We start from the raw sequence: 12904 nt of genomic DNA, 5'->3' as shown, positions 1-12904 counted from the left end.
TGACTGCGGGTGCATTGTGCAAATAACGTTTGAGGTGATTCCCATGATGAAAGGTGGCATGGCCGGCCTGATGAAGCAGGCGCAGCAGATGCAGGAAAAAATGGCCAAGATGCAGGAAGAACTGGCCAACGCTGAAGTCACCGGTAAGGCCGGTGGCGACATGGTGACGGTGGTCATGACCGGCCGTCACGACCTCAAGCGTGTGAACATTGACCCAAGCCTGCTTGAAGGCGTGAGCGAAGATGACCGCGAAGTGCTGGAAGACTTGTTCGCCGCTGCAGTCAACGACGCCGTGCGCAAGATCGAAGCCAACAGCCAGGACAAAATGTCCGGCGTAACCGCTGGCATGCAACTGCCACCGGGCATGAAGCTGCCGTTCTAAGGCGCTTGATAATGCCGGGCCCAGCGCCCGGCATTTTTTTGCCTGCCGGTTGGCATTTGACGCTGGCCCGGACCACGGGTATAAACCGCCTCTCGTTGTTTTGTCGGACCTTTCTCTATGAGCTTCAGCCCCCTTATTCGCCAATTGATCGATGCCTTGCGCACGTTGCCGGGTGTCGGCCAAAAGACCGCACAGCGCATGGCCCTGCAACTGCTCGAGCGTGATCGCAGTGGCGGTTCGCGTTTGGCGCTTGCCTTGAGTCAGGCGATGGACGGTGTGGGTCATTGCCGCCAGTGCAGAACCCTGACCGAAGATGACTTGTGCCCGCAGTGCGCCGACGTGCGCCGCGACGACACCTTGCTCTGCGTGGTGGAAGGGCCGATGGACGTCTACGCCATCGAACAGACCGGCTATCGCGGACGGTACTTTGTGCTCAAGGGGCATTTGTCGCCCCTGGATGGCCTTGGGCCTGAGGCCATCGGGATTCCGCAACTGATGACGCGCATTGCCGAGCAGGGCACTTTCAAGGAAGTGATCCTGGCGACCAACCCGACCGTGGAAGGTGAAGCCACTGCGCACTACATTGCCCAGTTGCTGAGCAGCAAAGGCCTGATCGCGTCGCGCATCGCCCACGGCGTCCCGCTGGGTGGCGAGCTGGAGCTGGTCGACGGCGGCACCCTGGCGCATTCGTTTGCCGGGCGTAAACCGATCGCTTTGTGACGTTTTAAACGCCACCCTCTCCCGGAGGGAGAGGGGGCTTTACCGAGGTGTTCTCAGGTTCAGCGCAAGGCATTTAGATAGCAGAAAATCTAAAGTATCCCCCAATCAGTTCCTTCTCCCTCCGGGAGAGGGCTAGGGTGAGGGTTCTTGATTTATTCAGTCAACGAAAACTCAGTCAGACAAAACGTCGGCACACCCACTTCCTGCAAGCGCGTTGAGCCGCCCAACTCGGGCAAGTCAATAATCGACGCCGCTTCAAACACCTGCGCACCCATGCGGCGCACCAGGTTCACCGCCGCCACCAGCGTCCCGCCCGTGGCGATCAAGTCGTCGACCAGCAGCAGCGAATCGCCCTCGCACAAACTGTCTGCATGCACCTCCAGAAACGCTTCGCCGTATTCCGTCTGGTAGCCTTCAGCCAATACGTCAGCGGGCAACTTGCCTTGCTTGCGAAACAGAATCAACGGTTTGTTCAGTTGATGCGCAAGCACTGAGCCAATCAGAAAACCACGGGCGTCCATGGCGCCGATATGGCTGAATTCAACTTCGACGTAACGCTCGATAAAGGCGTCGGCGATCACGCGCATGGCGCGGGGCGACTGGTAAAGCGGGGTGATGTCACGAAAGATCACGCCGGGCTTGGGGAAATCAAGCACCGGACGGATCAGGGATTTGAGGCAGAAGTCGTTGACCATGGGGGTGGGTGTCCTGGCGGGCTTCGGAGCCGCCAGTATACCCCTCATGCGGCCTGATCAGGCCTCCAGCGAACCACCGGCCAGCGCGCACAGCTTGATTGGGTCAAGAATGTGCACTTCTTTGCCTTCTGCGGTGATCAACTGGTTTTCTTGCAGGCGGGTAAACACCCGGGAGACGGTTTCCACGGCCAGGCCCAAGTAGTTGCCGATCTCGTTGCGCGACATGCTCAGGCGGAACTGGTTGGCCGAGAAGCCGCGGGCACGAAAGCGTGCAGACAGGTTGACGAGGAAGGTGGCGATGCGCTCATCGGCGGTCTTTTTCGACAGCAGCAACATCATTTGCTGATCGTCGCGAATTTCGCGGCTCATGATGCGCATCAACTGCCGGCGCAATTGCGGCAGTTGTACAGACAGTTCGTCCAGGCGCTCGAAAGGGATTTCGCAAACAGGGGTGGTTTCCAGTGCCTGAGCCGAAACCGGGTACGTTTCAGTGTCCATGCCTGACAGACCGACCAATTCGCTCGGCAAGTGAAAGCCGGTAATTTGTTCTTCGCCGCTGTCACTCAGGCTGAATGTTTTGAGTGCTCCGGAACGTACGGCGTAGACCGAACCAAAGGTGTCGCCCTGGCGAAACAGAAACTCGCCTTTCTTCAGTGGCCGACCGCGCTTGACGATTTCCTCTAACGCATCCATGTCTTCCAAATTCAACGAAAGTGGCAAACAAAGAGGGGCAAGACTGCAATCCTTGCAGTGAGCCTGGTTATGAGCGCGCAGTTTTACTGGCTCGAACATTTCTTCAATCCTTGTGGGAAAACACACATAAGATGCAAGGGTAACTCAGCACGATGGGTGAGGCTAGGGCGCACCGGGTCGCGAGTCGGCCTCAAGTTGCAAAACGCACGGTCGATAGCGTGGTAATTGATATCCATTGTGAGCGAATTCATGTCGTCGATAGGTGCAATGACGTTTGGTCAAAGTGGCATACCGCCCAGTATTGAACCGGCCAGAAACACGCAAGAGGGGCCCGCAGCCAACAAGGCATCCAAGGCCGACAAAGAAGAAGCGCCGCCACCGGCTGAAGGGGTCAAGGTGACGATCTCCGGGGCTGCCCTGAAGGCGGCCAGCGCTAGCAAGACTGAAAACAGCGATATTGAAGACAGTGGTTTGCCGGAGACCATCCAGAGCATTCTGAAGATGATCCGCGCGATCAAGAAGAAGATCGCAGAGCAAATGGCCAAGCTGCAAGCGATCATGACCAACCGCAGCCTGAGCCCGGAACAAGCCCGGTCACAGTCGATGGCGTTGCAGGCCGAAGTGGCCGGTTTGAACGCATCATTGACGACGGCCAACAACAGCTTGAACAAGGCGCTGCAAGAGTCCGGGGCGAGCAGTGAGAGCATTGTCAAAGCCGCGTCCCTGGCCATGAAGTGATGACGCGGGTTTAGATCACCCGCGAGAAGCGTTGCCGGGGCTGCTGTGCCAGATACGCGTCAAACGCCATGCACACCGAACGCACCAGCAACCGCCCTGCGGGCAGGACCGTCAGTTGGTCGTTGTTCAGTGCAATCAGGCCATCGGCCGCCATCGCCTCCAGCTCAGGCCACTGCGCAGAAAAATAGCCCCTGAAATCGATGTTGAAGGCCTGTTCGATGCGCGCGAACGGCAGGTGCAAATTGCAGATGATCTGCTGGATGACTTCGCGGCGAATCCGGTCGTCCTGATTACACAGCAAGCCGCGACTGGTCGCCAGTTGCTCGCTGGCCAGCGTGTGCTGGTAAAGGGCAATGTCACTGTTGTTCTGGCAGTACAGCTCGCCGATCTGGCTGATGGCCGACACGCCCAGGCCGATCAGATCGCAATGGCCGTGGGTGGTGTAACCCTGAAAGTTGCGCTGCAAGGTGGACTCTTCCTGGGCAATCGCCAACTCATCGTCGGGCAAGGCGAAGTGGTCCATGCCGATATAGCGATAACCCGCGGCAGTCAGTTGCTCGATGGTGTGTTCGAGCATCTGCAGTTTGTCGGCAGGGGAAGGCAAGTCGCTGGTATTAATCCGTCGTTGCGGTTTGAAGCGCTCCGGCAAGTGTGCGTAATTAAACACCGATAAACGATCCGGCTGCAGGCTGATCACTTCCTCAACGGTGCGGGCGAAGGCCATCGGGGTTTGCTTGGGCAAGCCGTAGATCAGGTCGATGTTGATCGAGCGAAACTGCAAGGTACGCGCCGCATCAATCACCGCGCGGGTCTCTTCCAGGCTTTGCAGGCGGTTGACCGCTCGTTGCACGGCGGGGTCGAGGTCTTGCAGGCCGATACTCACGCGGTTAAAGCCCAGTTCGCGCAACAAGCCCATGGTCGACCAGTCGGCTTCGCGGGGGTCAATTTCGATGCCGTAATCGCCGGAGTCATCGTCCAGCAGATTGAAGTGCTCGCGCAGGTGGCCCATTAGCTGGCGCAGTTCGTCGTGGCTTAAAAACGTCGGTGTGCCGCCGCCAAAATGCAATTGTTCAACTTTTTGCCTGGGGTCGAGGTGGCAGGCGACCAGGCTGATTTCCTGTTCCAGGCGTTTTAAATACGGCTGGGCACGGCCACGGTCTTTGGTGATGACTTTGTTGCAGGCGCAGTAGTAGCAAATATTGGCGCAAAACGGCACGTGCACATACAGCGACAGCGGGCGCATGGCTTTGCGGCTGTCACGCAGGGCGTGCAGAAAGTCGAATGGACTGATCTGATCATGAAACTGCATCGCCGTGGGGTACGAGGTGTAGCGCGGTCCGGCGAGGTCGTAACGACGAATTAAATCGGAGTCCCAACGAATGGCGTCGAGCATGCGGGCATTCCCCTGGGATGGCTGGCAATGCTCAGGAGTCTAGGGGCTGCGAATTTGTCGCACCTTGATTTGCATCAACGCCAGCTCTGGCTCAGCTCATGCGTTAGCTTCGCCAGGCTCTAACGGTTCAATGCCCCATCAACCAATGCTGATGCGGGCCGGGCAGGGTCCAGAGGCCGAACAGCATCACCAGTAACCCGCCGGCCATGCGTACGCTGCGCTTGCGCAGCACGGCGCTCATGCGTTCAGCCGCGAGGCCTGTGGCCAGTAACACGGGCCATGTTCCCAGGCCGAAAGCCAGCATCAGCAAAGCGCTGGTCAGGGCACTGCCCTGGCTGGCTGACCAAATCAAAGTGCTGTAAACCAATCCGCACGGCAACCAGCCCCAGAGCGCGCCCAACAGCATGGCGCGGGGCAGGCTCGATACTGGCAACAGGCGGCCCGCCAGCGGCTGGATATGCCGCCACAGCCCGCGCCCCAGGCTTTCGATACGGGTCAAGCCGCTCCACCAACCTGCCAGGTACGCGCCCATCATGATCAGCAACACCCCGGCCAGTACCCGCATCAACAGGGCGGCCGGGCTGTTGGTGACTGCCCAGCCTGCCAATCCCAGCAGTAAACCCGCCGTGGCATAGCTGAGAATTCGCCCCAGGTTGTAAGCCAGTAACAGCTTGAAGCGTCGGCTGCGTTGCTCTTTGGGGATGGCGAATGTCAGCGCGCCCATCAGGCCGCCGCACATGCCCAGGCAATGCCCGCCGCCCAGCACGCCCAATATGAACGCCGAGACCAGTAGTGGTGCCAACTCAAGCATGGGGTGGCACGTGCTGATCGGGTTTATTCACAGCATGCCCGTTAGAGCCTTTGGCCTCTTCCACGGCAGCGGTGTGCTGCGGGTCCTGGTCGTCGAACAGAATGCTGTGCGCAGGGCTGTCCAGATCGTCGTACTGGCCGCTGTCCACGGCCCAGAAGAAGATAAAAATGGCGATGCCAACAATCAGCAACGCCGCGGGGATCATGATGTAAAGCGCTGGCATAAAGGCTCCAGGCGACCGGCTCAGGCCGGTAGCGGGCGAAGGTCTGACGTGGGCGGGGCAGGCGTCTGACGCGGCATGCGGGTCAGACGAAGGGCGTTCAGCACCACGGTCAGCGAACTGATCGACATGCCGATCGCGGCCCAGATCGGTGTGATCCAGCCCAGCGCCGCAAAAGGCAGCATAAGGCCATTGTACAAACCGGCCCACAGCAGGTTTTCGATGATCACCCGGCGGGTTCGCCGGGCCAGACTAAACGCTTGTACCAAAGCGTCCAGACGATTGGACAGAAGCACCGCGTCGGCGCTGGTCTTGGCCAGATCGGTGGCCGAGCCCATTGCCACGCTGATGTCGGCCGCCGCCAGCACCGGCACGTCATTGACCCCGTCACCCAGCATCAACACTTTACGCCCTTGGGCGTGCAGGTCTTGCAGCACCCGCAGTTTGTCGTCCGGGCGTAAGCCACCCCTGGCCTCGTCAATGTTCAACTCTGCAGCCACACTGGCAACCATTGGCGAGCTGTCACCGGACAACAGCAGCGTACGCCAGCCGCGCGCCTTGCACGCAGCGACCAGCGCCGCAGCGTCAGTGCGCAGGCGGTCGTCGAGTACCAGCCAGGCCAGCGCGCCTTCGGTATCCCCCAGCAGCAACCATTGGCCGGGTTCATCCGGCAGGTCCGCAGTTGCGCAGTGGCTAAGCGCGCAGACAAAGCCTGGCTGACCGATGCGCAAGCGTTGCTTGCCCACCACGCCCTCAAGGCCCAGCCCCGGCGTACTCTGCACATCTTCGGCGGCGTTCGGGGCGCGGCCAAAGGCGCGGGCAATGGGGTGTTCAGAGCGGTTTTCGAGCGCGGCAGCCAGGGCCAGGCACTGGTCAGGGTCCAGATCGCGCAGCGGGCGAATGGCACGTAACGCGAGGCGGCCTTCGGTCAGGGTGCCGGTTTTGTCGAAAATCACCGTGTCGATTTGATTCAGCCCTTCGAGCACATGGCCGCGGGTAAGCAACAAGCCCAGTTTGTGCAGGGTGCCGGTGGCGGCGGTCAAGGCGGTCGGGGTGGCCAGCGACAGCGCGCAAGGGCAGGTCGCCACCAGCATCGCCAGCACGATCCAGAACGCTCGCGACGGGTCGAGCTGCCACCACAGCAGGCCAATCGCTACTGCCGCAATCAAAGAGAACAGCAGGAACCATTGCGCAGCCTTGTCGGCAATTTCGGCCAGCCGCGGCTTTTCGCTTTGGGCGCGCTCCAATAAACGCACGATGGCCGACAGGCGCGTGTCCTGGCCCAGAGCCAGCACCTGCACCGTCAGTGCGCCCTCGACGTTCAAGGTCCCAGCGGTCACCGCATCGCCCACGGTGCGCGGCTGCGGCAGGTACTCGCCGGTCAGCAAGGACTCATCAATGCTCGATTGGCCGTCAAGAATCTTGCCATCGGCCGGGAGCACCGCGCCGGGGTGGACCAGTACCTTGTCAGCGACCTTCAGCTCGTTCAGCAGAATGCGTTCGCTTTGACCGTCTTCGCCCAGGCGCAAGCACGAAGCGGGTAACACGTTGACCAGTTGCGCAGTGGCCGCCGCCGTGCGTTCGCGGGCGCGGCGCTCCAGGTAGCGCCCGGCCAGCAAGAACAGGGCAAACATGCCGACTGCATCGAAATACAGCTCGCCATCGCCGGTGATCGCGGTCCAGATACCGGCCACATAGGCACCGCCAATGGCCAGCGATACCGAGACATCCATGGTCAGGTGGCGAGTGCGCAGGTCACGCATTGCGCCTTTGAAAAACGGCGCGCAGCTGTAAAACACGATGGGAGTGGTCAGAAACAGCGCGACCCAGCGCAGGATGGTGTGCATCTCGGGGCTGAGGTCGATATTGAATTCGGGCCAGGTGGCCATGGTTGCCATCATCGCCTGAAACCACAGCAAGCCGGCCACTCCCAACTGGCGCAAGGCCAGGCGGTTTTCGCTGGCCAATTGTTCTGCCGCTTTATCGGCTTGATACGGGTGGGCGGCGTAGCCGATATGGCGCAACTCGCTCAACACGTCACTCAAGGGCAGCTGGCTGTCTGCCCAGCGGATATGCAAGCGGTGGTTGGACAAGTTCAGCCGCGCCTCACTGATGGCGGGCAGGTGCAGCAGGTGTTTCTCGATCAGCCAGCCACAGGCGGCGCAACTGATGCCCTCGATCAGCAGTGTGGTTTCAGCCTGCTCACCCTCATGGCGAACAAATGGTTTTTGCACATCGGGGCGGTCATACAGGGCCAGCTCTTCGGCCAGTTGCACCGGTAACGCCTGCGGGTTGGCCGAGGCCTCGCTACGGTGCTGATAATAGTGATCCAGCCCGCCGGCCACGATGGCCTGCGCCACCGCCTGACAGCCCGGGCAGCAAAACTCACGGCTCTGGCCCAGAACATCGGCGGTAAAGCGGCTGCCGGGCGGGACGGGCAGGGCGCAGTGGTAGCAAGGCGTGGGAGTGGTCATGGGTAATACCTTTTACTGCTTGCGATCTTCCGCGCCTGGAATCGGCTCGTCGCCCAGCATCAGGTCTTTGTCATGGTCAACCAGCTCTTCTTCAAACAGGCGCCAGGTTTTGCCATCTTCCACCCCCAACAACTCCACAAAACGCCGACCTTCTACCTTGTCGTCCAGTTGGCCGGTGTAGCGCCCAGGCTCAGACGGGCTTTGGATCAGGATAAGGCCGCGGTCCTTTTCAGGCTGGGTCGGCGAAATCAGGTTCAGCTCCAGGGTTTTCGGCTGGCTGTTACCTTCGAGCAGCAGCACCACTTCGCCGGTCAACTCGTCCAGTCGCAGCTTGGCCTTCAGTTGCAAGGCTTGCCCCAGCAGTTCGCGGTCCAGCGAGCGGTTTATGCCCTTGCCCGCCTCGTAGTAATTGTCGTTAACCAGGTTGTCCGGGTTCTTCACCGCAATGGTCACCATCGACAGGGTCAGCGTCACCGAGCAGGTGAGAATGGCAATGATGATCCATGGCCAAATGTGTTTGTACCAAGGGCTGTAGGCGTTTGCTGCGGGCATGGACAGTTTCTCTTAACGAATATGAGGGCCGATGAATCGGCTCTTGGCTTTAACAGTGATGTCGTTGTTGTCGGCATCTTGAAGAATGAAGTACACCTCGTTGGTGCTGGACGGCAGTTGTTCCGGGTCAACCGACAACTCGACCGGCAGGCTGACAATATCGCCTGCCGCGACGCTGATTTCGCGTTTGCCTTGCAGCTTCAAGTCCGGCAAACCGCTGGCTTGCAGCACGTAGGTATGGTCGCGCTGGTCCTTGTTCATGATCTTCAGGCTGTACACGTTTTCGATCCGGCCCTCGGCATTTTCGCGATACAGCACGCGGTCTTTGCTAACGTCGAAGCCCACCAGCGAGCGCGTGAAGAAAGCAGCCGCCAGCAGGCCCATCATGGTCAGCAGCACCAGGGCATAGCCAATCAGGCGCGGGCGCAGGGTGTGGGTTTTCTGGCCCGACAGGTTGTGCTCAGTGGTGTAGCTGATCAAGCCGCGCGGGTAGTGCATCTTGTCCATGATGTCGTCGCAGGCATCAATACAGGCTGCGCAGCCAATGCATTCAATCTGCAAGCCGTCACGAATGTCGATGCCGGTGGGGCAGACCTGAACGCACATCGTGCAGTCGATACAGTCACCGAGGCCCTGGGCCTTGTAGTCGCTGTCTTTTTTGCGCGGGCCGCGCACTTCGCCACGACGTGGATCGTACGAAACAATCAGCGTGTCCTTGTCGAACATTACGCTCTGGAACCGCGCGTACGGGCACATGTAAATGCACACTTGCTCGCGCAGCCAACCCGCGTTGCCGTAGGTGGCGAGGGTGAAAAAGCCTACCCAGAAGTAAGCCCAGCCATCGGCCTGGCCGGTGAAGAAATCCACCACCAGTTCGCGGATCGGGGCGAAGTAGCCGACAAAGGTCAGGCCAGTGACAAAGCCAATCAGCAGCCACAGCGTGTGCTTGCTGAATTTGCGCACAAATTTGTTGGCGCTCATCGGCGCCTTGTCGAGCTTGATGCGCTGGTTGCGATCACCTTCAGTGATTTTTTCGCACCACATGAACACCCAGGTCCAGACGCTTTGCGGGCAGGTGTAACCGCACCATACGCGGCCTGCGTACACGGTAATAAAAAACAGGCCGAAGGCCGCAACGATCAGCAGGCCCGAGAGCAGGATGAAATCCTGTGGCCAGAAGGTGGCGCCAAAAATAAAGAATTTGCGTTCAGGCAGGTTCCACCACACGGCCTGGTGTCCGCCCCAGTTAAGCCAGACGGTACCGAAATACAGCAAGAACAGCAGGGCACCACCGACCATGCGCACATTGCGGAAAAACCCGTGGAAAGCGCGGGTGTAGATTTTTTCTCGCGCCGCGTAAAGGTCGATGCTTTCAGTGTTTTTTGAGGCAGGCGGCGTGACGTTTTGGACTGGGATCTTATCGCTCATAAGTGCTTACCACGGCAGTGAAGTGCCACGGCCAGTACGTGCCAACCGCGGTCAGAAGGTGTTGCAATGGCGCAATGATACCCCTGAGACTCTAGCGCAAGGGTGCGACCTTTGGTCGCGTTCCGAAAATCTGAAACTTGGTATAGGAGTTGCGCTGAGTCATGACGTGGATCAATTGACTTAAGGCCCTGACTACGGTGTCAAAACTGTGAATCAGGGCTCCCATGGGTTGAGTAAAGGGGCTCCGCTTAACGCAAAATCCTGGGTATTGCGGGTCACGATGGTCATGCCATGGACCAGAGCTGTCGCGGCGATCAGTGCATCGCACTCATTGCTGCGGTCAGGTACATGCAGGCGCGCGCAGCGCCTGGCTACGGTGCCGTCAATGGACAGTACGCGCCCGGCAAATGCCGGTACTACGTGCGCCTCAAGCCAGTTGCGCAACGGCGCGGCCTGCCTGGGGTCCTGGCGTTCCAGCCGCAAAATGCCGGTCTCAATTTCAAGCAGGGTAATGGCCGAAATATACAGTTTGTAAGCCGGTATGCTGCCGGCCCAAGCCACCACGGCAGGGTGTGCCTGGGGTTTGCGAAGTTCTGAAACCACGTTGGTATCGAGCAGGAACATTAGAGGTCCACTGGGCGCGGCGCGATGATTGCGCGTTCGGGTTCGAATTCAACCGGTGGTGTGTCGGGCATGACGAGCAGGTCGACGATGCTGGTGTTTTGGCCGGTCAGTCTTTGGTACTCCTCCATGCATAGCAGTACATGGGCGGGGCGGCCACGGTCGGTGATGTAAACAGGCCCTTGTTGCGATGCTTTTTTGGCACCGCTTGTGTCTTGATTGAATTCGCGGCTTGAAATAGTGGTGATGGTCATGGAGTGGTTCCTCCCCAAAAAACGAATGTAGTAACGTTACTACTTAAAGCGCAAGCTAACCATCTCAAAAATACGATGAAACAAAACGCCGCCGCCAACCTGCGCTGGCGGGGGCCATTTTGTGTCGTGCCGAGGCAGCGGGTTTACTCCGCAGGCTTGACCTCATCAGGGTGCGACAGGCTGTACACGTAGGCGGCCAGCAGGTGGACTTTGTCGTTACCTTGCAGCTCGGCCTGGGCAGGCATCTGGCCCTGACGGCCGTAGCGGATGGTCTGCTGCAACTGGGCAAAGCTCGAGCCGTAGATAAACGCGCCGGGTTGGGTCAGGTTGGGGGCGCCCATCAACGGGTTGCCTTTGCCTTCCGGGCCGTGGCAGACCGCGCAGTTGGTGGCGTAGATGGCCTGACCCTTGAGTGGGTCGGCCTTTGCCGTGTCCGGCAATTTGCGCCCGTCAAGGCGGGTCAGCACGTACGCTGCCACGTCACTGACACCTTGCTCGCCGATGATTTCGCCCCAACCCGGCATCACCGCATGTCGTCCCGCCATGATGCTGTTCTTGATGTCGGTTGGCGTACCGCCCCAGCGCCAGTCGGCATCGGTCAGGTTCGGAAAGCCATAAGCGCCCTTGGCATCAGAGCCGTGGCACACCGAGCAGTTGGAGGCAAACAGGCGGCCGCCCATTTTCAGTGCTTGCGGGTCTTTGGCCACTTCTTCGATGGGCATGGCGGCGAACTTGGCGAAAATAGGCCCAAAGCGGGCATCCGATTTGGCCATTTCCTTTTCCCATTCATGCACGCCCGTCCAGCCGGTCTGGCCATTGGCAAAAGGGGTTTTATCTTTGGTGTCCAGGTACTCATAGCCCGGCAGCAGGCCACGCCAGTTACCCAAACCTGGGTACAGCACCAAATAGCCCAAGGCAAAGATGATGGTGCCGACAAACAGCATGAACCACCAGCGGGGCAGGGGGTTGTCGTACTCTTCGATGCCGTCGTAGGCGTGGCCGACTTTTTCGTCGGTCTGCTCGCTGCGTTGGCCCTTGCGTGTGGCAAACAGCAGCCAGGTCAGGGCGAAGATGGTGCCCAGGGTGAGGACAGTGACGTACAGACTCCAGAACTCGGTCATTTATGTTTACTCCTGGACGCTTGTTCTTGCTCAACGTGCTTGATGGCTTCGGGGTCGTCCTTGAACGGCAACATCGTTGCGTCGTCAAACTCGGACTTGCGCTTGGGGCTGAACACCCACAAGGCCAAACCGATAAAAGCCACCATCACCAGCAAGGTGCCCAGGCCACGAATCATCCCGATATCCATTCAGATCACCGTTTGCTCTTGATGAGTGTGCCCAAGCCCTGGAGGTAAGCCACCAGTGCGTCCATTTCTGTCTTGCCCTTCACGGCATCCTTGGCACCGGCAATGTCTGCATCGGTGTAAGGCACGCCCAAGGTGCGCAAGACTTCCATCTTCTTGGCTGTTTCCTTGCCGTCGAGCTTGCGCTCAACGAGGAAGGGGTAAGCCGGCATGATCGACTCCGGCACCACGTTGCGCGGGTTGTACAAGTGCGCGCGGTGCCAGTCATCCGAGTAACGCCCACCCACGCGGGCCAGGTCCGGGCCGGTGCGTTTGGAGCCCCACAGGAAGGGGTGGTCCCACACGCTTTCACCGGCCACCGAATAGTGGCCATAACGCTCGGTTTCGGCGCGGAACGGTCGGATCATTTGCGAGTGGCAGCCCACGCAGCCGTTGGCGATGTAGACGTCGCGGCCTTCAAGTTCCAGCGCGTTGCGCGGTTTCATGCCCTCGACCGGGTTGTTGGTCACGTCCTGAAAAAACAGCGGAACGATTTGTGTCAGGCCACCGATACTCACGGCGATGACCATGAAGAAGGCCATCAGGCCGATGTTCTTTTCAATACTGTCGTGCTTGAT

16 protein-coding genes are annotated in these 12904 nt (G+C 59.5%); 3 read left to right on the top strand and 13 right to left on the bottom strand.

What is annotated here, in order from left to right:
* Positions 1-43: 43 nt before the first annotated feature.
* The gene (locus GHO25_RS06270; protein WP_048368816.1) at positions 44-382 is read left to right on the top strand and encodes a YbaB/EbfC family nucleoid-associated protein; all 339 of its coding nucleotides are present in this window, start codon (positions 44-46) and stop codon (positions 380-382) included.
* A 117-nt stretch (positions 383-499) separates the two neighbouring features.
* A complete protein-coding gene (gene recR, locus GHO25_RS06265) occupies positions 500-1102 on the top strand; it encodes a recombination mediator RecR (protein ID WP_048368817.1) in 603 nt (200 codons plus the stop codon).
* Positions 1103-1254: 152 nt separating this feature from the next.
* On the opposite strand, the gene GHO25_RS06260 is transcribed toward recR, so the two are convergent.
* On the bottom strand, positions 1255-1797 hold the full coding sequence (locus tag GHO25_RS06260) for an adenine phosphoribosyltransferase (protein ID WP_153390163.1): 543 nt from the start codon (positions 1795-1797) through the stop codon (positions 1255-1257).
* Positions 1798-1854: 57 nt separating this feature from the next.
* A complete protein-coding gene (gene fnr / locus GHO25_RS06255; protein WP_153390162.1) occupies positions 1855-2589 on the bottom strand; it encodes a fumarate/nitrate reduction transcriptional regulator Fnr in 735 nt (244 codons plus the stop codon).
* A gap of 168 nt (positions 2590-2757) precedes the next feature.
* On the opposite strand from fnr, the gene GHO25_RS06250 reads away from it, so the two are divergent.
* Positions 2758-3228: a hypothetical protein gene (locus GHO25_RS06250; protein WP_153390161.1), complete on the top strand. Its 471-nt coding sequence runs from the start codon at positions 2758-2760 to the stop codon at positions 3226-3228.
* Between the two features lie 10 nt (positions 3229-3238).
* Here the strand turns inward: GHO25_RS06250 and hemN are convergent, their stop codons facing one another.
* The 11 genes from hemN to ccoO all read right to left on the bottom strand — a co-directional run bounded on the left by hemN (position 3239) and on the right by ccoO (position 12904).
* Positions 3239-4621, bottom strand: a complete 1383-nt coding sequence (hemN, locus tag GHO25_RS06245; RefSeq protein WP_153326632.1) for an oxygen-independent coproporphyrinogen III oxidase — start codon at positions 4619-4621, stop codon at positions 3239-3241.
* Positions 4622-4748: 127 nt separating this feature from the next.
* Positions 4749-5432 (bottom strand): sulfite exporter TauE/SafE family protein, encoded by a 684-nt coding sequence (locus GHO25_RS06240; protein WP_153390160.1) that lies wholly within the window; start codon positions 5430-5432, stop codon positions 4749-4751.
* A complete protein-coding gene (gene ccoS, locus GHO25_RS06235; protein ID WP_153326636.1) occupies positions 5425-5655 on the bottom strand; it encodes a cbb3-type cytochrome oxidase assembly protein CcoS in 231 nt (76 codons plus the stop codon). Before ccoS ends, GHO25_RS06240 begins: the two co-directional genes overlap by 8 nt.
* 20 nt (positions 5656-5675) lie before the next feature.
* Positions 5676-8126 (bottom strand): heavy metal translocating P-type ATPase, encoded by a 2451-nt coding sequence (locus GHO25_RS06230; protein WP_153390159.1) that lies wholly within the window; start codon positions 8124-8126, stop codon positions 5676-5678.
* A 12-nt stretch (positions 8127-8138) separates the two neighbouring features.
* Entirely contained in the window at positions 8139-8678 is a 540-nt protein-coding gene (locus GHO25_RS06225) for a FixH family protein (RefSeq protein ID WP_153326640.1), read from the bottom strand.
* A 12-nt stretch (positions 8679-8690) separates the two neighbouring features.
* Positions 8691-10106, bottom strand: a complete 1416-nt coding sequence (gene ccoG, locus GHO25_RS06220; protein WP_153326641.1) for a cytochrome c oxidase accessory protein CcoG — start codon at positions 10104-10106, stop codon at positions 8691-8693.
* Positions 10107-10319: 213 nt separating this feature from the next.
* Positions 10320-10730 (bottom strand): type II toxin-antitoxin system VapC family toxin, encoded by a 411-nt coding sequence (locus tag GHO25_RS06215; protein ID WP_048368826.1) that lies wholly within the window; start codon positions 10728-10730, stop codon positions 10320-10322.
* On the bottom strand, positions 10730-10981 hold the full coding sequence (locus tag GHO25_RS06210; RefSeq protein ID WP_048368827.1) for a type II toxin-antitoxin system prevent-host-death family antitoxin: 252 nt from the start codon (positions 10979-10981) through the stop codon (positions 10730-10732). The genes GHO25_RS06215 and GHO25_RS06210 overlap by 1 nt, the downstream gene beginning before the upstream one ends.
* A gap of 143 nt (positions 10982-11124) precedes the next feature.
* Positions 11125-12102 carry a cytochrome-c oxidase, cbb3-type subunit III gene (ccoP, locus tag GHO25_RS06205; RefSeq protein ID WP_048368828.1) on the bottom strand — a complete coding sequence of 326 codons (978 nt, stop codon included), beginning with the start codon at positions 12100-12102 and terminating at the stop codon, positions 11125-11127.
* Positions 12099-12290, bottom strand: a complete 192-nt coding sequence (locus GHO25_RS06200; RefSeq protein ID WP_048368829.1) for a CcoQ/FixQ family Cbb3-type cytochrome c oxidase assembly chaperone — start codon at positions 12288-12290, stop codon at positions 12099-12101. The genes ccoP and GHO25_RS06200 overlap by 4 nt, the downstream gene beginning before the upstream one ends.
* Before the next feature lie 5 nt (positions 12291-12295).
* Complete coding sequence (ccoO, locus tag GHO25_RS06195) at positions 12296-12904, bottom strand: cytochrome-c oxidase, cbb3-type subunit II (RefSeq protein ID WP_048369080.1); 609 nt, start codon at positions 12902-12904, stop codon at positions 12296-12298.

The sequence above is a fragment of the Pseudomonas sp. FSL R10-1350 genome, from assembly GCF_009600525.1.
GTDB lineage: Bacteria > Pseudomonadota > Gammaproteobacteria > Pseudomonadales > Pseudomonadaceae > Aquipseudomonas > Aquipseudomonas helleri.
Note: the sequence above shows the minus strand (reverse complement) of the source record. Positions and strands in the feature narration are given on the sequence as shown.